Here is a 24307-nt window from a genome sequence, read left to right as displayed (position 1 = left end):
GGCTCGGGCACGCTACTCGTCGTCGTCCATGAAGGCCGCATTGACCAGGTCGTCGAGGTCCATGTCCGCGAGGTCCTTTCCGGCCGACTCGTCCTGCGGTGTCGCGCCGCTGCGGTCGCCGTCGTGCTCGTTGGCCAGCGCCAGCAGCAGGTCCAGCACACCGGCCTGCCGCAGCCGCTTGACCGGGATGGACGCCACCACGCGCCGCAGTTCCTCTTCCCCTGGCGCCGCCGCGGGCTGTGCGTCCGGGTGCACAGTTCCGAGCAATTCTTGGTGGAAGTAGCCGGCCAGCGCCGCCGAGTTCGGGTAATCGAAGATCAGCGTCGGCGAAAGTGCCAGGCCGGTAGCGGCTTTGAGCCGGTTACGCATCTCAACCGCCGTCAGGGAATCGAAGCCCAATTCCTGGAACGCCCGGTCGGGGTCGATGGCCTCGGGCGTGGTGTTGCCCAGCACGGTGGCGATGTGCGAGCGCACCAGGTCCAGCAGCACCGCGTGCTGCTCCTCCTCGTCCAGCCCTTCCAGCCGACCCAGCAGTGCCGACTTGGACTTGGCTGCGGCCAGCGAGTCGTCGACCTGCCGGCGCGCCGGCGCGTTGATCAGGTCCACGAACATCGGCGGCAAGGTCCCGGCGTCGAACTTGGCGCGCAGGGCCACCAGGTCGATGTGGGCCGGCAGCAAGAACGGCTCGTTGACAGCCAAGGCGGTGTCGAGCAGTTCGAGCGCTTCCTCCGAACCCATCGCCACGATGCCGTCGCGGGCGAACCGGGCGAGATCGGCCGCACCCAGCGCGCCGGTCATGCTGCTGGCCTGATCCCACAGCCCCCAGCCGAGTGAGACGGCCGGCAGCCCGTGCTGCTGGCGGTGCAGAGCCAGCGCGTCCAGGAACGAGTTTCCGGCGGCGTAGTTGGCCTGCCCGGACGCGCCGGCCAGCCCCGCGATCGACGAAAACATCACGAAGGCGGACAGTTTCAGGTCGCGGGTCAGCTCGTGCAGGTTCCACGCGGCATCTACCTTGGCCCGCAGCGCCGCGTCGACCCGCTCCGGGGTCAACGACGTGACCACCGCGTCGTCGAGTGTGCCCGCCGCGTGGATCACCGCCGAGAGCGGCCGGTGTTCCTGGATGTCGGCGATCACCGTGGCCAGCGCCGCGCGGTCTGCCGCGTCGCAGGCGACCACCCGCACGGTTGCGCCGGCGGCGGTCAACTCTGCGGTCAGCTCGTCGGCGCCGGGCGCGTCCGGCCCGCGACGACTCAGCAACACCAACCGACGCACCTGGTGCCGGTGCACCAGATGCCGCGCCAGCGCCGAGCCGGCCATGCCGGTGCCGCCGGTGACCAGAACGGTGCCGTCGCCCAGAGCGGAATCCATGGTCATGACGACCTTGCCGACATGGCGGGCCTGGCTGAGGTAGCGCAGGGCCGCCGCCGCGCGCCGCACGTCGAACACCGTGGCCGGCAGCGGCTTGAGCACTCCGGCAGCGAACAGTTCGGCCAGCTCCGCGAGCATCCGCTGAATGTGGTCGGGCCCGGCCTCGAAGAGGTCGAAGGCGCGGTAGCGCACGCCCTGTTCGGCGATCTCGGCGGCGTCGCGGATGTCGGTCTTGCCCATTTCGAGGAACACCCCACCCGGGGCCACCAGCCGCAGCGACGCGTCAACGAAGTCGCCGGCCAGTGAATCCAGCACCACGTCCACACCGCGTCCGCCGGTGGCGGCGCGGAAGGTGTCCTCGAAGTCCAGGGTGCGCGAGTCGCCGATGTGAGCATCGTCAAAGCCCATGGCACGCAGCGTGTCCCACTTGCCCTTGCTGGCGGTGGCGAACACCTCGACGCCCCAGTGCCGGGCCAGCTGGACGGCCGCCATACCCACGCCGCCGGCGGCCGCGTGCACCAGCAGCCGCTGTCCGGGCTGCACGTCCGCCAGGACCTTCAGCGCGTAGTACGCGGTGGCGAAGACGACCGGCGCGGTGGCCGCGTCGGTGTCCGACCAGCCGGCCGGGATCCTGATCAGCAACCGCTCGTCGGTGGTCGCCACGGCCCCGGTTCCTTCCGGGAACAGCCCCGTCACCCGCTCGCCGACCGCGAAAAGACCGGCGTCCGACGCGGTTTCGATGATCGTTCCGGACGCCTCGACTCCCATGGCGGCAGCTTCGTCAGGATAGAGGCCGAGGGCGATCATGACGTCGCGGAAGTTGGCGGCCATGGCGCTGGTCGCGATGCGCACCTGCCGCGGACCCAGCGGTGCGTCCGCGTCGGGAATGCGCTCCATACGCAGGTTTTCGAACGTACCCGGGGTACTCATGCCCAATCGCCACGGACCGTCACCCGGGGGCGCCAGCAAGCCGCGCACCGCGCGGCTGCCGTGCACGCGGGCGATGTGCGCCGTGCCGTTGCGCAACAACACTTGTGGCTCACCGACCGCCAGAACCACTGCCGCCTCGTCTTCGGCGATCGGCACATCGGTGTCCACCAGTACGATGCGGCCGGGGTGTTCGGTCTGAGCCGAACGGACCAGGCCCCAGACCGCAGCGCCGGCCAGATCGGTGATGCTCTCACCGGGCAGTGCCATCGCACCGTATGTCGACACCACCAGCACTCCCGAGTCGTGCTCGGCCAGCCAGGCCTGCACGGCCGCCAGCGCGCGATGGGTGGCGGTGTAGACCCCGGCCAGCGTGTCACCCGCGACCGGATCGGACTCGAAGACCTGGTAGGGCGGAGTGCTTGTCGCTCCTGCTGCCGGTGCCGGTGCCCAGTTCACCTCGAAGAGCCGGTCGCCGGCCGAGCCGGCCAGGGCGGCCTTGAGCTGCTGCTCGGTCACCGGGCGGGCCACCATCGAGGCGACCGACAGGACCGGAAGGCCCAGCGCATCCGTCAACTCCACCGACACCGACGACGGTCCGGTGGGCGTGATGCGGGCCCGCACCGCCGATGCACCCGCCGCGTGCAGGCACACACCCTGCCAGGCGAACGGCACCAGCACGCCGTCGCTGCGGTCCTCGTCGGCGGCCACGATGATCGCGTGTAGCGCGGCATCCAGCACCACCGGGTGCACGCCGAATCCCGCGGGCGACAAGCCCGCCGTGTCGGGCAGATTCACCTCGGCATAGAGGTCGTCACCGCGCCGCCAAACCGCGGACAGCCCCTGGAAGGCCGGGCCGTAACCGTACCCGCGCTCGGCCAGGCTCTCGTACATTCCGGTGACATCCACCGGGGCGGCGCCCGCCGGCGGCCACGTCGACAGGTCCGAGACCGGTTGCGCGGCCGCGGAACTCACCGAGCCCTCGGCGTGCAGCAGCCAGCCGCTTTCGGCCCGCGAGAACACCGATACGCCGCGGGATCCCGAGTCATCGGCGGCATCGACGACGACTTGCACCGCGACCGAGCCGGATCCGGGCAGAATCAGCGGCGCCGCCAGGGTGAGTTCGTCGACCGTCGTGCAGCCGACCTCGTCACCGGCGCGAATGGCCAGTTCCACGAAGCCTGCGCCGGGGAATATCGAGACGCCACCGACCGCATGGTCGCGCAACCAGCCGTGCGTCGCCGCCGACAGCCGGCCGGTCAGCACGACACCGCCCGAGGACGGCAGGTCGACCACGGCACCCAGCAGTGCGTGATCGCCGGACGCCAGGCCCAGGCCCTCGGGGTCGACGGCGGCACTGCCGGTGGACAACCAGAAGCGGCGTCGCTCGAAGGCGTACGTCGGCAATTCCACGAAGTTCGCCGGGCCCAGCACGGCCCGCCAGTCCACCGGAGCACCCGCAACGTGCATCTGCGCCACGGCGTTGGTCAGTGTGGTGGGTTCGGGCCGGTCCTTGCGCAGCGCAAAGCTTGTCGTGACCGCGACATCGGGCAGCGACTCGTCGATCGACGCGGTCAGGCCACCGCTCGGGCCGACCTCCAGAAACCTTGTCGCGCCTGCTGATTGCGCGAATCGGATGCTGTCGGCGAAGCGCACCGCTTCCCGCACGTGGCGCTTCCAGTAGGCCGCCGAGGCGAAGTCGTCGCCGGCCGGCTGACCGGTCAGGTTCGAGATGACCGGGATCGTGGGTGATCCGATGGGCAGTCCGGCCGCGACCGCGCCGAACTCGTCGATCATCGGATCCATCAGCGGCGAATGGAAGGCATGGGACACCGCGAGCTGGTGCACCCGGCGGCCCTCGGCGCGCAGCTGCTCGGCGGCCCGGAGCACCGCATCCTCGGCACCCGAAATGACCAGCGAGGCCGGCCCATTGACCGCGGCGATGCTGACCTCCGGGGTCAGCAGCGGCTGTACCTCGTCCTCGGTGGCCTGCACGGCGACCATGGCGCCACCGGACGGCAGCCGCTGCATGAACCGTCCGCGTGCGGCGACCAGCACGGCGGCGTTCTCCAGCGACAGCACACCGGACACGTGCGCGGCGGACAGCTCACCGACGGAGTGCCCCATCACGAAGTCGGGCCGCACGCCCCAGGACTCCAGCAGCCGGAACAACGCGACCTCCACCGCGAACAACGCCGGCTGGGCGAATTCCGTGGTGTTGAGCACACTTTCGTCGTGGCCCCACATCACCTCGCGCAGTGGCCGCAGCAGGTGACGGTCCAGTTCGCCGACGACGGTGTTGAACGCCTCGGCGAACACCGGGTACGTCGCATGCAGGCCCATTCCCATGCCCAGCAGCTGGGACCCCTGGCCGGGGAAGACGAAGACGGTCTTGCCGCCCGGCTGTGCCACTCCGCGGATGACCGTGCCGGGATCGTCACCGGCGAGCTCCGCCAATCCGCTGAGCAACGCGTCCCGGTCGCTGCCGACGACGACGGCGCGGTGCTCGAACGACGACCGGCCCGCCAGGGACCAGCCGACGTCGACGGCCGCGAGTTCGTCGTGCCGGCCCAGGTATTCGGCGAGCCGGCCTGCCTGGGTGCGCAATGCCGCGGCGGACTTGGCGGAGACGACCCACGGCAGCACAGCGGGTTTCGGGCCCGCAGGTGCGGCTGCGGGCGCGGCGGGTCCTGATTCGATGATCACGTGTGCGTTGGTTCCGCTGATCCCGAACGACGACACACCTGCGCGCCGGGCCCGGGCCGGTTCGTCCGGCCACGGCTGTGGCTCCGTCAGCAGCGCAACCGATCCCGTCGACCAGTCCACGTGCGGGCTCGGCGCGTCGACATGCAGCGTGGCCGGCAGCAACTGGTGCCGCATCGCCTGCACCATCTTGATCACCCCGGCGACACCGGCGGCGGCCTGGGTGTGGCCCATGTTGGACTTGATCGAACCCAGCCACAACGGCTGGTTGCGTCCCTGCCCGTAGGTTGCCAGCAACGCCTGCGCCTCAATGGGGTCGCCCAGCATGGTGCCGGTGCCGTGACCCTCGACGGCATCCACTTCGCTCGCGGCCAGGCCCGCGTTGGCCAGCGCGGCGCGCACCACCCGCTGCTGGGAGGGACCGTTGGGCGCCGTCAGCCCGTTGGACGCGCCGTCCTGGTTGATCGCCGACCCGCGTACCAGAGCCAGTACCGGGTGTCCCAGCCGCTGGGCATCGGAAAGCCGTTCCACGACCAGCATTCCGCCGCCCTCGGAGAATCCGGTGCCATCGGCGGCACCTGCGAAGGCCTTGCATCGGCCATCGGCCGACAGGCCCCGCATGCGGCTGAACTCGATGAAGATGTCGGGCGTGGCGTTGATGGTCACACCGCCGGCCAGTGCCAGGTCGCATTCCCCCGACCGCAGCGACTGCACGGCCATGTGCAACGCCACCAGCGACGAGGAGCATGCGGTGTCCACCGACACCGCCGGACCTTCCAGCCCGAGCACGTATGCCACCCGGCCCGAGGCGACGCTGGACGACTGGCCGGTCAACCGGAAGCCTTCGGCCGCCTGCGCGGCGCCGATCCCGTACCCCTGTGTGTACACCCCGGCGAACACGCCGGTTGCGCTGCCGCGCAGCGAGCCCGGCTCGATGCCGGCCCGTTCCAGGGCTTCCCAGGACAGCTCGAGGTAGAGGCGCTGCTGCGGGTCCATCGCCAGCGCTTCGCTGGGCGCGATCCCGAAGAAGGCGGGGTCGAAATCGGCTACGCCGTCCACGAAACCGCCGGTGCGGGTGTAGCAGGTGCCGGCGACGTCGGGATCGGCGTTGTACAGTCCGCCCAGGTCCCAGCCGCGGTCGACCGGGAAGTCCGAGAGCACGTCACGGCCCTGAAACACCATCTGCCACAGGTCTTCAGGTGAATTCACCCCGCCGGGGTAGCGGCACGACATGCCCACGATCGCGATCTGGTCTGCACCGGTGATGCGGGCGACCGGGCCGTGGGTGATCTCCTGCGGCACCCCGGCCAGTTCGGTACGGATGTAGGTGGCCAGGCCGCTCGGGGTCGGGTAGTCGAAGATCAGAGTGGGTGACAGCGACAGTCCGGTGGCCGACTTGAGCCGGTTGCGCATCTCGACCGCGGTCAGCGAGTCGAAGCCCAAGTCCTGGAACGCTTTATCGGGATCGATTGCCTCCGGCGCGACGTTGCCCAGCACCGTGGCGATGTGGGAGCGCACCAGGTCGAGTAACAGGGCGTGCTGCTCGGCCTCCGGCAAGCCGTGCAACCGTTGCGCGAGAGCCGATTTCGACTTCGCAGCGGCCAGCGACTCGTCGACCTGCCGCCGTGTCGGCGCGGTGACGAGGTCGCGGAACATCGGCGGCACGGCGACCGCGTGGGCACGCAACGCGGCGAGATCGATGCGGGCCGGCGCCAGGAAAGGCTCGTCGACGATCAGCGCGGTGTCGAACAGTTCCAGCGCCTCGTGTGACGACAGGGCCAGCACGCCTTCGCGGCCCAACCGGGCCAGGTCGGCTTCGTCCAGCCCGCCGGTCATGGCGCTGGCCTGTTCCCACAGTCCCCAGCCCAGTGATATCGCCGGCTTGCCGTGTGCCCGCCGGTGGGCCGCCAGGCCGTCCAGGAAACAGTTGGCGGCCGAATAGTTCGCCTGTCCCGAGGAACCGACCAGACCGGCCATCGACGAAAACATCACGAAGGCAGAGACATTCAGGTCGGCGGTCAATTCGTGCAGGTTCCAGGCCGCGTCCACTTTGGCCCGCAGCACCGAGTCGATCCGATCGGGTGTCAGCGACGTCACCACGGTGTCGTCGAGCACGCCGGCGGCGTGAATGACCGCGGACAGCGGCCGCTGCACCGGAATGTCGGCGATCACCTTGGCCAGCGCCGGGCGGTCGGAAGCGTCGCACGCCGCCACCTGCGCCTGGGCGCCGGCCGCCTCGAGTTCGGCGATCAACTCCGCCGCGCCGGGCGCGTCCGGTCCGCGCCGGCTGAGCAGCACCAGGTTGCGAACGCCGTGCTGGGTCACCACGTGGCGGGCCAGCGCCGAACCCGCCATGCCGGTGCCGCCGGTGATCAAGACGGTGCCGCGGGCCCATAGGCCCGGAAGGGTCATGACGACCTTGCCGATGTGACGGGCCTGGCTGAGGTAGCGCAACGCCGCCGGTGCGCGCCGGATGTCGAACGTCGTCACCGGCAAGGGGCGCAACACCCCTGAGTCGAAGAGTTCGGCGAGGTCCAGCATGTACTCGTGCATGCGCGGACGACCGGGCTCGAAGAGGTCGAAGGCGCGGTAGCGCACGCCCGGGTATTGCTGGGCGATCACCCCGGGGTCGCGGATGTCGGTCTTGCCCATCTCCAGGAACACCCCGCCGGGGGCGACCAGACGCAATGAGGCGTCCACGAATTCGCCCGCCAGCGAGTCGAGCACGATATCCATGCCCGCCCCGCCGGTGACGGCCCGGAACTTCTCCTCGAAGTCCAGGCTGCGCGAGTCGGAGATGTGGTCCTCGTCAAAGCCCATGGCGCGCAGGGTGTCCCACTTGCCTTTGCTGGCGGTGCCGAACACTTCCAGCCCCAGGTGGCGGGCCAGCTGGGTGGCCGCCATGCCGACACCGCCGGCGGCGGCATGGATCAATACCCGCTGCCCCGGCTTGGCGGCTGCCAGGTCGATGAACGCGAACCAGGCCGTGGTGAAAACGGCTGAGATGGCGGCGGCTTCGGCGTACGACCAGTCCGAGGGCATCGGCAGCAGCAACCGGACATCGCCGGGAACCAGGGTGCCGCTGGTGTCGGGGAAGAAGCCGTATACCGAGTCACCGACCGCGAATTCGGTGACGCCGGGTCCGACCTCGACGACCACGCCGGCACCCTCGCCACCCAGCAGCGCCTCGTGGGTGAACATGCCGAGCGTGATCATGATGTCGCGGAAGTTGGCCGCGATGGCGTGCAGCGCGACGCGGACGTAGCCGGGTTCCAGCGGGGCGCCGGCGTTGGGCACCGGCTCCAGGCGCAGGTTCTCGAAGGTGCCCGCGCTGCTCAGGCCGAGCCGCCACGGGCCGTCACCGGGCGGGTCCAGAATCTGGTCCACCGCGCGGCTGCCGCGAACCCGCGGGGTGTAAATCTGCCCCGCACGCACCAACAGTTGCGGCTCACCCACCGCCAGCGCCGCGGACAGCGTCGAATCATCCAGTGGCGCATCGGAATCGATCAGCACCAGGCGGCCGGGGTTCTCGGTCTGCGCCGAGCGCACCAGGCCCCAGACCGCCGCGCCCGCCAGGTCGCTGACGTCCTCGGCCGGCAGCGCCATGGCGCCGCGGGTCGCCACGACGAGCACACCCGTCTCGTGCTCGGCCAGCCACGACTGGACCGCGGCCAGGGCGCGGTGCGTGCGTTCGTAGCTTGCCGTGACCGGATCCTCGCCAGTGACCTCGGATTCGAAAACCTCGTAAGGTGCCTTGGCGGCCGCGGCGGCGGATGTCGCCGGCGTCCACACGAGTTCGAAGAGCCGGTCCGGGCCAGAGCCGGAAAGCGCTGCCCGCAGCCGCTTCTCGTTCACCGGGCGGGCCACCATGGCAGCGACCGAGAGCACCGGCAAGCCCAGGCCGTCGGCCAGTTCGACCGAGACCGCGGACTCGCCGACGGGCGCGATCCGCGCCCGTACCGCCGAGGCGCCCGCCGCGTGCAGCGTCACACCCTGCCACGAGAACGGCAGCACGAGTTCGGCCGCGGGATTGGCCAGTACCGCGGCGTGCAGCGCCGCGTCGAGCAACGCGGGATGCGCCCCGTACGAGGCCGAGCCGCCGGCCTTCTCCGGCAGCGTCACCTCGGCGAACAACTCCTGGCCACGCGACCACAACGCGGTCAACCCGCGGAACGCCGGGCCGTAGCCGTACCCGTGTTCGGCGAGCCGCTCGTAGCCACCGGTCAGGTCGATGGCGACGGCGCCTTGCGGCGGCCACACCGACAGATCCGCACCGGGTTCCACGGTGCCCGAACGCAGTGTTCCCTCGGCATGGCACACCCACACCGAGCCGCCGTCGATGTCGGCGTGCGAGTAGATCGAGACACCGCGCTGCCCGGTCTCATCGGCGGCCGCTCCCACGATCACCTGTACCGCAACGGATCCCGAGGCCGGTATCACCAGGGGTGAGCGCAATGTCAACTCGTCGACCACCGAACAGCCCACCTCGTCGCCGGCGCGGATGGCCAGTTCGACGAAGCCGGTGCCCGGGAACACCACCATGCCGGACACGGCGTGGTCGGCCAGCCATGCCTGGACGCTCGGTGACAGCCGGCCGGTCAGCACGACGCCACCCGAATCGGGCAACTCCACCACCGCGCGCAGCAACGGGTGCTCGCTGGCGGCCAGTCCCAGGCCGGAGGCGTCGGCGGCCGTGCCCTCGCTGGACAGCCAGAACCGGCGTTTGTCGAAGGCGTATGTGGGCAGTTCGACGAACCCGGCTCCGTCCAGCAGACCGCGCCAGTTCACCGCCACACCGGCGACGAAGGCGGTAGCGGCCGAGGACAGGAAACGCTGCAGTCCGCCGTCGTCGCGACCCAGGGTGGGGACCACCACCGCTTCGGTGCCGCAGGCGCCCGCGGCGCCCTCGATGCCGGCGATCAGCGCCGGATGCGGACTGGATTCGATGAACACCCGGTACCCGTGCTCGCAGGCGCTGCGGACCGCCTGGTCGAGCTGCACGGTCTGGCGGATATTGCGGTACCAGTACTCGGCGTCCAAACCGGCTGTGTCGAAACGACTTCCGGTCACCGTGGAGAAGAAGGCGATCCGGGACGACGACGGCTCCAGGTCGGCCAGCACCTCGGTGAGTTCGGCGCGGATCGCCTCGACCTCGGCCGAATGCGACGCATAGTCCACCTCGATCCGGCGCACCCGCAACTCCCGCTCGACGCAGTTCGCACTGAGCTCGTCGAGCGCGGCGACGTCGCCGGAGACCACGACCGCGGAGGGTCCGTTGACGGCAGCGATGTCGAGCCGATCACCGAAGGGCGCCAACAACTCCCGGGCCTGATCGGCACCGCACGCGATCGAGAGCATGCCGCCCGGCCCGGCCAGACCGGTCAGTAGCTTGCTGCGCAGGGTGACCACCTTGGCGGCGTCGCGCAACGACAGCGCGCCGGCGACACAGGCCGCGGCGATCTCGCCCTGGGAGTGACCGATGACGGCATCCGGGCGCACCCCGATCGAGCGCCATAACTCGGCCAGCGACACCATCACCGCGAACAGCACCGGTTGCACCACGTCGACGCGGTCCAGCCCGGGGGCGCCGGGTGTGCCACGAAGCACGTCGATCAGCGACCAGTCGACGAATTCGGCGAAGGTCTCGGCGCACGCTTGGATCTGCCGCGCGAATACCGGTGCGGTGTCCAGCAATTCGACGGCCATACCTGCCCACTGGGAACCCTGGCCGGGGAAGACGAAGACGGTCTTGCCGACAGGCTGGGCGACACCACGGATGAAGTCACCCGGCGCGTCGGCGGCCAGCGCCGCCAGTCCGTTCAGCAGGCGGTCGCGGTCGCCGCCGACGATGACGGCCCGATGCTCGAAGGGGGTGCGGCCCGCCAGTGACCAGGCCACGTCAGCGAGGTCCAGATCCTCATGCGCGCCGATGTATTCGGCCAGTCGGGCCGCCTGCGCGGTCAACGCGGAGGCTGATTTGGCCGAGATCGTCCAGGACACTGCCGGGCGCGGGGCGACGTTCTCGCGCGGCTGGTCGGACGGGGCGGACTCGATGATCACGTGCGCGTTCGTGCCGCTGATCCCGAACGACGACACCGCCGCGCGGCGGGCCCGGGCCGGCTCGGTCTTCCACGGCTGGGGCTGGGCCAACAACTCCACCGACCCCGCCGACCAATCCACATGCGGCGACGGCACATCCACGTGCAGGGTCGCCGGCAACACCTCGTGGCGCATGGCCTGCACCATCTTGATCACACCGGCGACACCGGCCGCGGCCTGCGTGTGGCCCATGTTCGACTTGATCGAACCGAGCCAGAGCGGCTGGCGTCCGGCTTCCGCGCGCCCCTGCCCGTAGGTCGCCAGCAACGCCTGTGCCTCGATCGGGTCGCCGAGCGTCGTGCCGGTGCCGTGGCCCTCGACCACGTCGACGTCGATCGCGGACAGCCCGGCGTTGGCCAGCGCTGCGCGCACCACTCGCTGCTGGGAAGGACCGTTGGGTGCGGTCAGCCCATTGGAGGCGCCGTCCTGGTTCACCGCCGTGCCCCGGACCACCGCCAGCACGGGATGACCCAGTCGCCGCGCATCCGAAAGTCGTTCCACCACAACGATGGCGCCGCCCTCGGACCATCCCACTCCGTCGGCTGCGCCCGCGTAGGCCTTGCACCGGCCGTCCGGAGCCAGGCCCCGGTGCCGGCTGAACTCGACGAAAACCGTCGGGGTGGCGTTGACGGTCGCGCCACCGGCCAGCGCCAGGTCGCACTCCCCCGACCGCAACGACTGCACCGCCATGTGCAGCGCGACCAATGAGGACGAACACGCCGTGTCCACCGAGACCGCCGGGCCTTCCAGACCCAGCACATAGGACACCCGGCCGGAGGCGACGCTGGACGTCATCCCGGTAAGCCGGTAGCCCTCGATCTCCTCAGCAAACATTCCGTAGCCCTGGGCGATGATTCCGGCAAACACACCGGTGGCGCTGCCCCGCAATGCGGCGGGATCGATTCCGGCCCGTTCCAGGGCTTCCCAGGACAGCTCCAGCAGCATCCGGTGCTGGGGATCCATCGCCAGGGCCTCGCTGGGCGCGATACCGAAGAAGGCGGCATCGAAGTCGCCGACTCCGTCGACGAAACCGCCGGTGTTCGCGTAGGTCTTGTGCGCCGCGTCCGGGTCGGGATCGAACAGCTGACCGACATCCCAGCCGCGGTCGGTGGGGAACTCGGCGATCACGTCGCGGCCGTCGGCCACCATTTGCCACAGGCTGTCCGGGGAGTCGACGCCGCCCGGGAATCGGCAGGACATTCCGACGATGGCGATCGGCTCGCTGGTCCGCTCCAGCAGCGCACGGTTGGTCTTCTTCAGGCGTTCTACCTGGACCAGCGCTTTCCGCAATGCTTCAGTCGCATGCTGGAGCTGATCACTCATTACTAACCCCTCGCCTAATTTGGTCGTCTCTGACCCGCCGAATGCGGCTCTCGCCGAGTCATAGATAGTGCTGCGCGAAGCGACCGCTTGGTGCAGCATTCCGACCCAAGAATCTCGCTCGTGAGTATCGCCAACTCCGGCAGGATTTCAAAAACGTCGACTACTCCCAGCGCCTAGCCGAAGACCGGCCGGGCACCCCGCGTACCGTGAGCCTTCTGCACTCCCTTGTACACCTGGCCCGCCGTCCATGGCGCGACTTTACCGGTCAGGACGCCACGCGCGGTCCGCGAGCGCCTCAGACTCCCACCCGCCGCCAGCCGTCCGCGGCCCTGGCAGCGCGCAATAACTCGTCGCACAATTCGCGCAGTTCACGCGCTGCCGCGCCCTCATCCAGCGCGGTGACGACGTCTTCAGCGGCGCATCTGACCTGATAGACGCGATCGGAGAGATCGGCAGCCTCTTCGGCCGACAACACCACCGCATCGGTGGGCAGCGCAGCGACGTCGCCGCGGGAGATCATCGCCCGCTGTTCGTAGGCCCGCTGCCGACACGACTGCCGGCAGTACTGGCGGCGCCGGCCCATTCCGACATCGGCCACATCACGACCACACCAGCGGCACGGCTGAGGCCGAACGCGACGACTCACGCCTGACGACTTTAGTCCGATACCGGCCGCCATCCCGGTATCATGGACAGTCGCGTCGCGCACCGCGCAGAACAAACCAACCGGGAACTTGTGCAGACGGTCTTAACGTTTGCTTAGAGAGATTCAGATTACGGGAGCACCAGCAGCTCGCCGGACCCAAAGGAGCAGCACCAATGGCTGATCGTGTCCTACGAGGTAGTCGCCTCGGAGCCGTGAGCTATGAGACCGACCGCAACCACGACCTGGCGCCGCGTCAGATCGCTCGGTACCGCACCGAGAACGGCGAGGAATTCGAGGTTCCGTTCGCCGACGACGCCGAGATTCCCGGCACCTGGCTGTGCCGCAACGGCATGGAAGGCACCTTGATCGAAGGTGACCTGCCCGAGCCGAAGAAGGTCAAGCCGCCGCGTACGCACTGGGACATGCTGCTGGAGCGCCGGTCGGTAGAGGAGCTGGAAGAGCTGCTCAAGGAGCGTCTGGAACTGATCCGGTCCAAGCGGCGCGGCTAGCGCCGCCGCCGATCACGTGTGGGCGCGGCTCGACCGGCTACGGTTGCGCCGGCCCTCGATCCCCCACTGGGCGACCTTGACCAGCGCCTCACGGATGTTGGAGCCGCTCATCTTCGAAACGCCGATCTCACGCTCGGTGAAGGTGATCGGCACCTCGACAACCACGAAGCCGGTGTTGACGGTGCGCCAGGTCATCTCGATCTGGAAGCAGTAGCCCTTCGAGTCGACGCTGGCCAGGTCGATGGTCTCGAGCACTTCGCGGCGGTAGGCGCGGTAACCGGCGGTGATGTCGTGGACCCCGACGCCCAGCGCGAGCCGCGAATACGTGTTGGCGGTCCAGCTCAGGGCCCAGCGGCGCCACGGCCAGTTCCGCACCGTGCCGCCGTGTACGTACCGTGAGCCGATCGCCAGATCGGCGCCCGCGTCGACCGCCTCGAGCAGCCGGTAGAGCTGCTCTGGCGCATGGCTGCCGTCGGCGTCCATCTCGACCAACACGGAGTAGCCACGGCTCAGTCCCCAGGCGAAACCTTCCAGGTACGCCGCGCCCAGGCCGTTCTTGACGGTTCGGTGCAGCACGTGGATCCGGTCCGGATCGGCGGCGGACAACTCGTCGGCAAGCCGACCGGTGCCGTCGGGGCTGTTGTCGTCGACGATGAGAACGTGCACGTCGGGGCGGGCATCGATGACGCGCCGGTGGATCAGCGGCAGGTTCTCCAGCTCGTTGTAGGTGGGGATGATCACCAGGACGCGCTGGCTGGGACTGTTGCCCGCAACCTCGGGCCCAGACTGGCCGGTGGTCATGTAGCTCCTTCATTTCGCCCGATAGACGTTCGGTCGCCCTCGACGGACTGGCCTTCGTTCGCAGTCTCAACGTGTGCCGTCACTGATTCGTTCGCAACTTCGGTGTTGTCCGTTTCAGCTGACGGCGTATCGGAATTGTCAGCTTCGTCCGCCGGCCCCGACCGCCTTCGCAACCGAGGGCGCCTCGGACGTGGGAACCAGCCGGAGGAAGAACTATTGTGCCGTATCGCGAAGAGAACCACCGCGCCAGCCGTCCCGACCAGCACCCATTGCAGGATCGGTGCCCACCGGGTGGCCGGCGTGAGCCGGGTCTTGAGGCGAACCTGGGTGTCGATGTAGTCGGGGACGAAGAAGTCGGTGCGCTTGAGCTCCGCTCCGTCCGGGGCGATCACGGCGCTGATGCCGGTGGTCCCGGCCACCAGCACGTAGCGGTCGTGCTCGACGGCGCGGACCTTGGCGAACGCCAGCTGCTGCTCGCTCATGGTCTTGGTGAAGGTGGCGTTGTTGCTGGGCACGGCCAGCAACTGGGCGCCGTTGAGGACCGAGTTGCGCGGCGCGCGATCGAAGACGACCTCCCAGCAGGTCGCGACACCGACCGGCAGGCCGTCGATGTGCACCAGTCCACTGCCGGGAACCGGGACGAAGTAGCCCGCGCGATCGGCGTAGCCGGAGAGATGCCGGAAGAGCCACCGCATGGGCAGATACTCGCCGAACGGTTGGACGATCGCCTTGTCGTGCCGGTCGGCGGGCCCGGAGCCGGGGTTCCAGACGATCATCGTGTTGGTGTATTCGGGGTTGTCGTTCGGCCCGCCCGGCTTCGCGAGCAGCGTTCCGATCAGGATCGGCGCCCCGATGGCGTCGGCGGCCTTGGCGATCTCCTGGCCCGCGTCGGGATTGACGAACGGATCGATGTCCGACGAGTTCTCCGGCCAGATGACGAAACGGGGTTGCGGCGCCACGCCGGCGTGCACGTCCTCGGCCAGCCGCAGTGTCTGGCTGACGTGGTTGTCGAGCACCGCCCGGCGCTGAGCGTTGAATTCGAGGCCGAGCCGGGGCACGTTGCCCTGTACGACTGCGACGGTGACCGCAGGTTCGCCGCCGGAACCGACGCCGGCATGCCGCACCTGCGGCCAGACCAGCATGGCGGCCAACAACACCAGACAGATGTAGATGCCGGGCAACACCACGGCCGGCGGTTTGGTCTGGTCTCGGGTGGCTCCGGTATGCCCTCCGGCGCGAAGCCACTTGGCGATTTCCACGGCGATCGCCGTCATGGCGGCACCCACCAGCACCACCGCGCACGACAACAGCGGAACACCGCCCAGTTGCACCAACGGCAGCAGCGGACCGTCGGATTGACCGAAGGCAATCGATCCCCAGGGAAATCCGCCGAACGGGAAGGTCGCCTTGAGCCACTCCTGGGCACCCCAGAGCACCGCGAACCAAACCGGCCATCCGGGAAGTCGCCGCACCACCACCGCACACAGGCCGAACAGGCCCGGGTAGACCGCACACACCGTCGCCAGCACCAGCCATGGCATGTCACCCACCAGCGTGCTGATCCACGGCAGCAGCGGCACGTAGAAGGCCACACCGAACAGGAAGCCGTAGCCCAGGCCGCCCGCGGGCGTGGTGGCGGGATGAATCAGCACCCAGCTCAACAACGCGACGGATACGACCGCGGCCCACCACCAGTCCAGCGCCGGGAAGCTGGCGTACATGGCCAGGCCGGCGATCAGTACGGCGGCCAGGCGCGCCAGTCGGGGACGCAGCCACGCCCCGATAGCGGGTGTCCGCGCCAGGCCGGCGCGCGCCAGCCCACCCACCCGGGTACCGATCCCGGGCCGGGCCGCCGGCAACTCGTCATGCCCCGGCTCCAGCGAATCGCTGGGTGTTTGCTCTGCAGGTGGTTCGTCAGCCATGGATGACCGCACCCCGGCGCACCGTCCGGCGGCATTGCGGCAACGTGTCGTTCTCGTCCAGCCGGGGCAGCGCAGGGACCCGGGAACGTGGGTCGGTGGACCAGCGCTGGACGGCGTCGCGGGGGGCGCTCACGTCGAGCGCGCCGGCGTCCCAGACCGCGTAGGAGGCGGGTGCACCGGGCACCAGGGTGCCGGCGATGCCGTCGCGAACGCCACTGGCCCGCCAGCCGCCACGCGTCGCGGCGGCGAACGCGGCTCGCGCCGAAACCGCGCTTCCCGGAGTGCGGTGATGGATCGCGGCGCGCACGCTGGCCCACGGCTGGAAGCCGGTGACGGGTGCGTCGGAGCCGAAGGCGAGGGGCACGCCTTGCGATGCTAACAGCGCCAGCGGGTTGAGCCGGCAGCCTCGGTCCGGGCCAAGTCGCTGCGCGTACATGCCGTCTCGACCGCCCCAGAGCGCGTCGAAATTGGGCTGCATACTTGCGATGACGCCCCAGGCTCCCAGCTTGGCCGCCTGTTCGGCATCGACCATCTCCAGGTGCTCCAGCCGGTGTCCGCAGCGTGCCACGGCAGCCACCCCCAGGTCGTCCACGACCCGTTCGAAGGCGTCCACGACGGCGGAGACGGCAGCGTCACCGATGACGTGGAAGCCGGCGGTGACCTCGGCCTCGCTGCACGCCCGGACGTGGGCTTCGCAGGTTTGCGGATCGAGATGGCGGGTGCCGGTGCACCCGGGCGCATCGGCATAGGGTTCGTGCAGCCAGGCGGTGCGCGAGCCCAGTGCACCGTCGACGAACAGATCACCGGCCAGGCCGCGGGCACCGGTTTCGGCGATCAGGGCGCGGGCCCGTTCCGGCGTGGTCACCGGCTCACCCCAGTAGCCGATCACCTCGACGCCGTGGTGCAGACGGCGTAGCGCGAGCCAGTCGTCGAGTCCCCCGATCTCGGGTCCGGCGCACTCGTGGACGGCGACGACCCCCGACGCGGCCAGGGCGTCCAGGGCGGCGGTGCGGGCCGCGGTGAGTTGGTCGTCGGTCAACAGACCGCGCGCGACCGCCCGTACCTGGTGGTGCGCATCAGCGGTCAGCGGCTGCTCTGCGGCGAAGCCGGCCCGCGACGACAGATCCGGGACCAGCCGTCGCAGTCCGGATGAAGCCACCGCCGAGTGCACGTCGACTCTGGTCAGATAAGCCGGTCGGTCGCCCAGCACCCGGTCCAGGTCCTCGGTGCCGGGGGCGGTGTTCTCCGGCCACGTCGACTCGTCCCAGCCGTGACCCCAGACCGGCCCACGAGGGTTGGCGGCCGCGTAGTCGGCAAGCATCTGCAGGAACTGCGCCCGGGACTCGGCCGCCCGCAAATCCAGCCCGCTGATGGCCAAACCGGTTGCGCTCACATGAATGTGGCTGTCGACGAAGCCGGGCGCCACGAAGGCGCCGTCGAGATCCTGAACGTCGGCATCGGGAAACTGACTACGCCCCACCTCATCACTGCCCAGCCACGCGATGACATCGCCGCGAACTGCCATGGCCGTGGCCTCGGGATGACTGGGACTGTGCACCCGGCCGTTCACGAGCAGCGTGGTAGACCTCACGGCAAAACCCTAGAGGGCGGACGGAAGGCGTGGACCGCTACCAGGGCGGCTGGTCGGCGACCGGCGCGCGGGTCAGGGTGGGCGGCTCGCCGTCGATGACGTCGATCACCTCGCCGTCGATGTAGTCCGTGCGCGGGGCGCGGCGGTCGGCCAGACCGGCCGGGTCCGCACCGAGCACCGGGACGCGCCGCAGAAATCCCCGCAGCGCGACGGCCGTGAGGGCCGGCCGCGCGGCCGCCCGGATCGGCGGCACCAGCAGCAACAGCCCCACGACGGTGGTGGCCAGACCCGGAACCAGAACCAGTCCGGTGGCCAATGCGGTGAGCGCGCCGTCGCTGAGCGCGCTGCGCGGTTCCTGCGCACCGGACCGCAGCTGCACGAACTGCCGGGTGAGCTGCAGCCCACCCATCGGGGCTCCCAGGCCCAGTCCGAGGACGAGGGTGCCCAGCAGCACCACTACGGTCCAGCCGACGCCGATCGCCGCCGCCAGCCCGATAGCCACCATGAGCTCGACGACGGCGTAGATGAGAAAGAGCCGTCCAACCATGTGAGGCCAACGTTTGCGCCGCGCGCCGGAGTTCCGCGAACGGTCGCGGCGCGGCTGCAGTTAGATGACGCTATGACGACGATTGAGCTCAACACACCCGCGGGACCGATCGATGCGCTGTTGAATATTCCGTCCGGTCAGGGACCGTGGCCCGGGGTGGTGATCGTGCACGACGCCATCGGCTACGGGCCGGATAACGAGGCGGTGTCGCAGCGGGTCGCTCGCGCGGGGTATCTGGCGCTCACGCCGAACCTGTATGCGCGGGGCGGCCGAGCGCGGTGCATCACGCGGGTGATGCGCGACGTGCTAACCAAACACGGCCCCGCCATCGACGACGTGCTGGCCGCCCGCGAACACCTGCTGGCGATGCCCGAATGCTCCGGCCGGGTCGGGATTGCCGGTTTCTGCATGGGCGGCCAGTTCGCACTTGTCCTGTCGCCCAAAGGGTTTAGCGCGTCAGCTCCCTTCTACGGCACCCCGCTGCCACGCAAGCTCAGTGAAACGCTGGACGGCGCGTGCCCGATCGTGGCGAGCTTCGGCAGCCGTGACCCGATCGGCATCGGCGCGGCCGAGCGACTGCGCAAGGTGACCACGGCCAAGAACATCACCGCCGATATCAAGTCCTATCCCAAGGTTGGGCACAGCTTCGCCAACCAGCTGCCGGCGCAGCCGCTGCTGCGGGTGACCGGCTTCGGCTACGACGACGCCGCCACCGAAGACGCCTGGCGCCGGGTGTTCGCGTTCTTCGGGGAGCACCTGGGATGACCCGGATGCGTCGGCTCGGTGCCTGCTCGGTGGCCCTGACTCTGGCCGGAATCGCACCCGCTCAGGCTCACGCCGAGCAGTTCAGTGCGGCTGAGCAGCAGATCGTCGCACTGCTGCCGCCCGGCTACACCGCCGCCTCGTGCAGCCGGGCCACCAACGGATTCCCGGCCGCGCTGGCGAGCCTGGACTGCACCGACGACCTGCACACCGACACGCCGGACTACGCGCGCTTCACTCTGTACGAGGCGATGGACCCGCTGACGACCGATTTCTACGCGAGCGCCGCGAGCATGACGGTGTCACCGTGCCCAGGCGGAAACAACTCGCCGGGCAGCTGGAATTACGGACCACAACTGACCAGTCCCGGCGGCAAGATCGTGTGTGGCACCGTCGAGGATCAGGCCGTCATCGCGTGGACCCGTGACTCGCAGTTGCTGTTGGCAACGGTCAACGGAGGCCCGGACCTCGGCGAGCTGTACCAGTGGTGGCAGCGCTACGGCGCCGAGACCGGTTAAGTGTCCGGGGTCGTCACGCCACGCGGAGCTCTAGGCCGACGTTGTTGTCCATGCCGCCACGCAGCTTGCTGAACAGTCGGAAGACCTTGCCGATGATGCCGTAACGGTTGCTGATGGCGTCGTATACGAGCTTCGTCTGTGACTTGTCGAGGATGGCCGCGGTGCCTTCGACGGACTCGCTCTTGGGGCGACCGCGCATGTCGCAGATGGCCAGTTCCACCCGGGGCGTGTTGCGAATCCGCTTGACCTTCCACGACTTTGCCTCGGTGATGACCAGGAGGCGGTCGCCGTCGGCCGCGGCCCAGATGGGTACCGGCTTGGGCCGCCCGTCTTTGGTGAACGTGGTGAGCAGGATGTATTGCGCTTTGGCCAGGTCGGCGAAGGTGGGTGTCACGCTGACAACGTACCTGGCCGCGACCGGCCGTGACCTGCCGAGCAGACGCGAAATCGCGTCCGGCAAGCCTTCCGGACGCGATTTCGCGTCTGCTCGTTGACAGCCCTGCGGGCAGGCTGCGATAGTCACCTTTAAGTGAAAACATTATTTTCATTTAAGGGGTGCGCCGGTGGCCTGGTTGCCGTTTTCCATCGCCGAAGCGGCGTTATCGGGAAGTGGTGACACTCCGGCTCTTCCGCAAGCGTGGTCGCACCTGCTGGACCGGCTGCGCGCCGCCGCGGTGTCCGTGGAATCCGACCCTGCCAACCGGAATCGGGCCGATCTCACTGCCGGCATGCGGCATCTGCTGGTTCTCCTGGCCGCCGGCGTCGACGAAGTGTTGCGGTTCGACCCGGATCCGGTGTTGCGGGTGCAACGCACCAGCACCGACGACGTGCTGACCTGGGGCATGGAGTGCCCGGACTGCATCTACACCAGAGCCGTATTGCGGCGTGGGGAGAGTTACCGGGTCTCCGGCAACCGCGGCACCGCGCGCTATGTCGGTCTACAGACCATGAATGGCATTGTGGCGACGGCGAATACGCTGGTCGACGAACTCAGTGCCGACGCCGGTGGCGACTTCGAGGTGGTGTTGTCTGCCGACGAGCGGCCGGGGAACTGGATGCGTATCGAGGGCGACCATCCCACCTTCACGGTGCGGCATTTCTTCTACGACTGGGACAACGAGGTGGCCTCGTCGCTGCGGATCGAGCGGCTCGGTGATGCGGTTGCTGCGAGCGCTGGTCCGGTCGACGGGGGTGACGCCCTGTCCCGGCAGGTGATGGCGCTCGGCGACTTCGTCACCGAGAACCTCGCCTTCTTTCTGCAGTTCGGCGCGGCGGCGCCGGCCAATGGATTCCTCCCTCCCATCGACCGGAGCGACATGGGCGCAGCCGCGGAGAACCGGCCGGTGATCGGCCGCTGGGAACTGCAGCCGGGCCAGGCACTGATCGTGGAAGTCGAACCTCCCCAAGGGGTTTATTGGAGCTTCTCGATCGGCAACCCGTGGTGGGAAACCATTCACTATGGCCGTCACCAGTCCAGCCTGAACGGCTACCAGGCGGCGGTGGACGCCGACGGCCGCGTCCGTGTGGTGCTGTGTGCCGAGGACCCGGGCGTCGCCAACTGGCTGGACACCACGGGGCACAGCAACGGCCCGATCATTCTGCGTTGCGTGCGGACCGAGACCGCGCCGACGCCGACGACACGCCTCGTGCCGGTGAGCGACGTGCTCGCCGCGCTGCCCACGGACACCGTGACGGTGACCACCGAACAGCGGGCAGCCGTGCTCGCAGCACGACGAGCCGCCGTACTGGAGAGGTTCGGGCGATGACCTTCAACGCGGACGAACTGGAAGACGGCGCCTGCGCCGCAACAGGTTTGGACGACTTCGGCTCGCCCTACTACCGGGAGGGCCTGGAACGCATCGTCGACGCCCTGAACACCGAGGCCGATCTCAACGAGATGGGTCACGTCATTCAGCATGCGACCATCAGCAACGCCCTGATCCAGCGTCTCAAGGTCGAGGACACCTACGCCCGGCATCCCGAGATCGATGGTGAGGAGGTCGACGGGCCGGTGTTCGTCATCGGGTTGCCCCGCACCGGAACCACCGCCCTGAGCCAACTCGTGGCGGCCGATCCACAATTCCGTTCTTTGCGGATGTGGGAATCGCAGGCCCCTACCCCACCGCCGGAATCGGCTACCCAACACGAAGATCCGCGGATCGCACAGGCCGAGGCCGGGCTGAGAATGCTCGACGACATGTTCCCGCTGATGAAGACGCTCTACAACTCCGAAGCCACGGCACCCACCGAGTGCCAGGACCTGATGGGGATGAGTTTTCGCACCTTCCACTTCGACGGAGCCGTGCGTGCGCCGGCCTATCTGGCGTGGCTGATGGACTGCGACATGCGCGAGACCTACATCTTCCACCGCCGAGTGCTCAAGTTGCTGCAGTGGCATTGCCCGCCGAACCTGTGGCACCTCAAGACACCAGTGCACATGTTCGCCCTCGACGCGCTGATCGAGGCGTACCCGAATGCGAAATTCCTATGGAACCATCGTGATCCGGCGAAGGTGATGGGGTCGGTATGCAGTCTGATCCACTACGTCCGCAGTTGGAGCAGCGACCGCGACGACGCCCATGAACTCGGTATTGAACAGGTCGAGAGCTGGGCCGAAGCCGTCCGCCGCGCCATGGATTTCCGCCGGCGGGTGGGTGACGACAGATTCGTGGATGTGTCGTTCGCAGACCTGCAGACGAACCCGGTTGCGACCCTCCAAAACAGTTACCAATCCTTGGGTTTGACCTTCAGCGAGGCCTCACTTGCGGCGGTACAGCACTGGGCCCGCGAGCACCGGCCCGGCTCCCGCGGTGCTCACGACTACGACCTGACCGATTACGGCCTGACGCCCGAAGGCGTTCGGGAGCGGTTCGCCGACTACCTGGCCACCTACGATGCCACCGCGTGAACAGGTGGCGGCGCCCCGAACACGGCGGCGCGACAAGCTGCCTCCGGACCCCGGGGTACGTCGCGAGATTCTGAGCGCGGCGTCAACGGCCCTGCGCGAGGACGGGGTCGGCGGTCTGAGCATCGCCGCAGTATTGCAACGGGCAGGATTGAGTACCCGCGCGTTTTATCGGCATTTCGGTTCCAAGGACGAACTGGTGGCCGCGGTGTTCCTGGACTCGGCGCGGGCCGAGGCGCAGCGGCTCAGCGACCGGATGGACCAAGCCGCAACGGAAGTCGATGCCGTGGTGGCCTGGATCGACGGACGCCTGGATCTGGCGTTCGACGACACGGTGCGCACCGACCTGCGGCGGCTGTCATTGGAGGCGCAATCCCAGACATCGGCCGCACCGCATCTCATCGAATCGGCTTATGCCGAGATGTTGTTGCCACTGGGTGAGGTGATCGAGCGCGGCCTGCGGCGCGGGGTGTTCTGCGGTGTCGAACCGGGGTCCTGCGCACGGTTCATCCATGGCGTGGTGTGGGCGGGGATCGACCGGTACTGGACGGCCGGCGACTGCACGCCGGGCGACCTTCGCGAACACATTGTGCGGTTCTGTCTGGGCGGGCTGGGTGTGGACCTCTGACAAAGGAGTCTTTTCATGGATCTGGGATTTGCGGGATCGACCGCAGTGGTCACGGGCGGCAGCAAAGGGATGGGGCTGGCCATCGCCGAGACGCTGGCGGCCGAAGGGGCCAGCGTGGCCGTGATGGCACGAGGGCGAGATGCCCTCGACGCCGCCGTGGCGTCACTACTCTCGGCGGGTGCGCCGGACGCCGTGGCGATCAGTGTGGACATGAACGACGCCGAGTCCATCACAGCCGGCTTCGCCGCCGTCGCCGAGCGATGGGGTCGCCTCAACTGCGTGGTGCACACCATCGGACCGGGCGACGGCTATTTCGAGCAGATGGATGACACGGATTGGGAAGCGGCGTTTTCCTTGGGCACGATGTCGGCGGTGCGCTCGATCCGCGCCGCGCTGCCGCTGTTGCGGTCGGCGGACTGGGCCCGCATCGTCACTTTAGCGGCGCACTCCATCCAACGGCAGAGCCCACGGCTGGTGGCCTACACCGCATCGAAGGCGGCGCTGGCCAGCATCACTAAGAACTTGTCGAAAAGCCTTGCCAAAGACGGCATTCTGGTCAACTGCGTGTGCCCCGGAACGATCGTGACAGCCAGCTTCACCGAAAACCTCAGGGACATTCTCGCCGCCGACGGCCTCGATGCGACCAACCCGTGGGATGTGATGACCTGGATCGACAAGAACTTCCATCACCCCTGCGACCTCGGACGCGCGGGGCTGCCCGAGGAGATCGCCTCGATCACCGCGTATCTGGCGTCCCGGCGCAACGGGTACGTGACCGGCGCTACGGTGAACGTGGACGGCGGCTCCGATTTCGTCTAGACGATAAGCCCCAATCGGGGGTACTTGTCACATTCCCCGGAACTTTTTGTTCAGTCACAGCGACTTCTACCGTGTGACGGATTGCTCTCAGGTACCGACGCAGGTGGCGGCGTGTTTTGGCGACGCGCCGGATGCCGACTCGGGCTTGCTGGCTGAGCAGTCCAGCGCGTGAGTCAGGGGTCAACGAATCTGCCTCTGGCGTTCGCTTTTTCAGGTCCCGCAACAGGCGAGACGCACAC

12 protein-coding genes and 1 pseudogene are annotated in these 24307 nt (G+C 68.7%); 7 read left to right on the top strand and 6 right to left on the bottom strand.

The window, feature by feature from the left end; genetic code table 11:
• Positions 1-12: 12 nt before the first annotated feature.
• Both QXK92_RS02815 and QXK92_RS02810 read right to left on the bottom strand, forming a co-directional pair.
• The gene (locus tag QXK92_RS02815; RefSeq protein WP_306240147.1) at positions 13-12420 is read right to left on the bottom strand and encodes a type I polyketide synthase; all 12408 of its coding nucleotides are present in this window, start codon (positions 12418-12420) and stop codon (positions 13-15) included.
• A 295-nt stretch (positions 12421-12715) separates the two neighbouring features.
• Complete coding sequence (locus QXK92_RS02810; protein ID WP_306240146.1) at positions 12716-13066, bottom strand: hypothetical protein; 351 nt, start codon at positions 13064-13066, stop codon at positions 12716-12718.
• 173 nt (positions 13067-13239) lie between these two features.
• On the opposite strand from QXK92_RS02810, the gene rbpA reads away from it, so the two are divergent.
• Complete coding sequence (rbpA, locus tag QXK92_RS02805; protein ID WP_055579709.1) at positions 13240-13575, top strand: RNA polymerase-binding protein RbpA; 336 nt, start codon at positions 13240-13242, stop codon at positions 13573-13575.
• 12 nt (positions 13576-13587) lie between these two features.
• On the opposite strand, the pseudogene lnt reads toward rbpA, so the two are convergent.
• From lnt to QXK92_RS02790, 3 genes and pseudogenes are all read right to left on the bottom strand, one after another.
• A pseudogene (gene lnt / locus QXK92_RS02800) lies at positions 13588-16097 on the bottom strand (apolipoprotein N-acyltransferase).
• 193 nt (positions 16098-16290) lie between these two features.
• Entirely contained in the window at positions 16291-17823 is a 1533-nt protein-coding gene (locus QXK92_RS02795; RefSeq protein WP_306244151.1) for an amidohydrolase, read from the bottom strand.
• 103 nt (positions 17824-17926) lie between these two features.
• Positions 17927-18436 (bottom strand): FxsA family protein, encoded by a 510-nt coding sequence (locus tag QXK92_RS02790; protein ID WP_306240145.1) that lies wholly within the window; start codon positions 18434-18436, stop codon positions 17927-17929.
• 72 nt (positions 18437-18508) lie between these two features.
• Here QXK92_RS02790 and QXK92_RS02785 point away from each other — a divergent pair, with 72 nt between their 5' ends.
• Both QXK92_RS02785 and QXK92_RS02780 read left to right on the top strand, forming a co-directional pair.
• The gene (locus QXK92_RS02785; protein ID WP_306240144.1) at positions 18509-19201 is read left to right on the top strand and encodes a dienelactone hydrolase family protein; all 693 of its coding nucleotides are present in this window, start codon (positions 18509-18511) and stop codon (positions 19199-19201) included.
• Positions 19198-19716 (top strand): hypothetical protein, encoded by a 519-nt coding sequence (locus QXK92_RS02780; RefSeq protein WP_306240143.1) that lies wholly within the window; start codon positions 19198-19200, stop codon positions 19714-19716. The genes QXK92_RS02785 and QXK92_RS02780 overlap by 4 nt, the downstream gene beginning before the upstream one ends.
• A gap of 13 nt (positions 19717-19729) precedes the next feature.
• On the opposite strand, the gene QXK92_RS02775 is transcribed toward QXK92_RS02780, so the two are convergent.
• The gene (locus QXK92_RS02775; protein ID WP_306240142.1) at positions 19730-20110 is read right to left on the bottom strand and encodes a PPOX class F420-dependent oxidoreductase; all 381 of its coding nucleotides are present in this window, start codon (positions 20108-20110) and stop codon (positions 19730-19732) included.
• A gap of 169 nt (positions 20111-20279) precedes the next feature.
• On the opposite strand from QXK92_RS02775, the gene QXK92_RS02770 reads away from it, so the two are divergent.
• The 4 genes from QXK92_RS02770 to QXK92_RS02755 are packed head-to-tail and all read left to right on the top strand — an operon-like array spanning position 20280 to position 24068.
• Positions 20280-21482 (top strand): hypothetical protein, encoded by a 1203-nt coding sequence (locus QXK92_RS02770; RefSeq protein ID WP_306240141.1) that lies wholly within the window; start codon positions 20280-20282, stop codon positions 21480-21482.
• On the top strand, positions 21479-22624 hold the full coding sequence (locus QXK92_RS02765; protein ID WP_306240140.1) for a sulfotransferase: 1146 nt from the start codon (positions 21479-21481) through the stop codon (positions 22622-22624). Before QXK92_RS02770 ends, QXK92_RS02765 begins: the two co-directional genes overlap by 4 nt.
• Positions 22611-23249: a TetR/AcrR family transcriptional regulator gene (locus tag QXK92_RS02760; RefSeq protein ID WP_306240138.1), complete on the top strand. Its 639-nt coding sequence runs from the start codon at positions 22611-22613 to the stop codon at positions 23247-23249. The genes QXK92_RS02765 and QXK92_RS02760 overlap by 14 nt, the downstream gene beginning before the upstream one ends.
• Positions 23250-23264: 15 nt before the next feature.
• Positions 23265-24068 carry an SDR family NAD(P)-dependent oxidoreductase gene (locus tag QXK92_RS02755; RefSeq protein WP_306240136.1) on the top strand — a complete coding sequence of 268 codons (804 nt, stop codon included), beginning with the start codon at positions 23265-23267 and terminating at the stop codon, positions 24066-24068.
• The last annotated feature ends 239 nt before the right edge of the window (positions 24069-24307 follow it).

Source organism: Mycobacterium sp. TY815 (assembly GCF_030755135.1).
In the GTDB taxonomy this organism is placed as follows: Bacteria; Actinomycetota; Actinomycetes; order Mycobacteriales; family Mycobacteriaceae; genus Mycobacterium.
The sequence above is the reverse complement of the archived record's forward strand: the minus strand, read 5'-3'. Positions and strand labels throughout refer to the sequence as shown.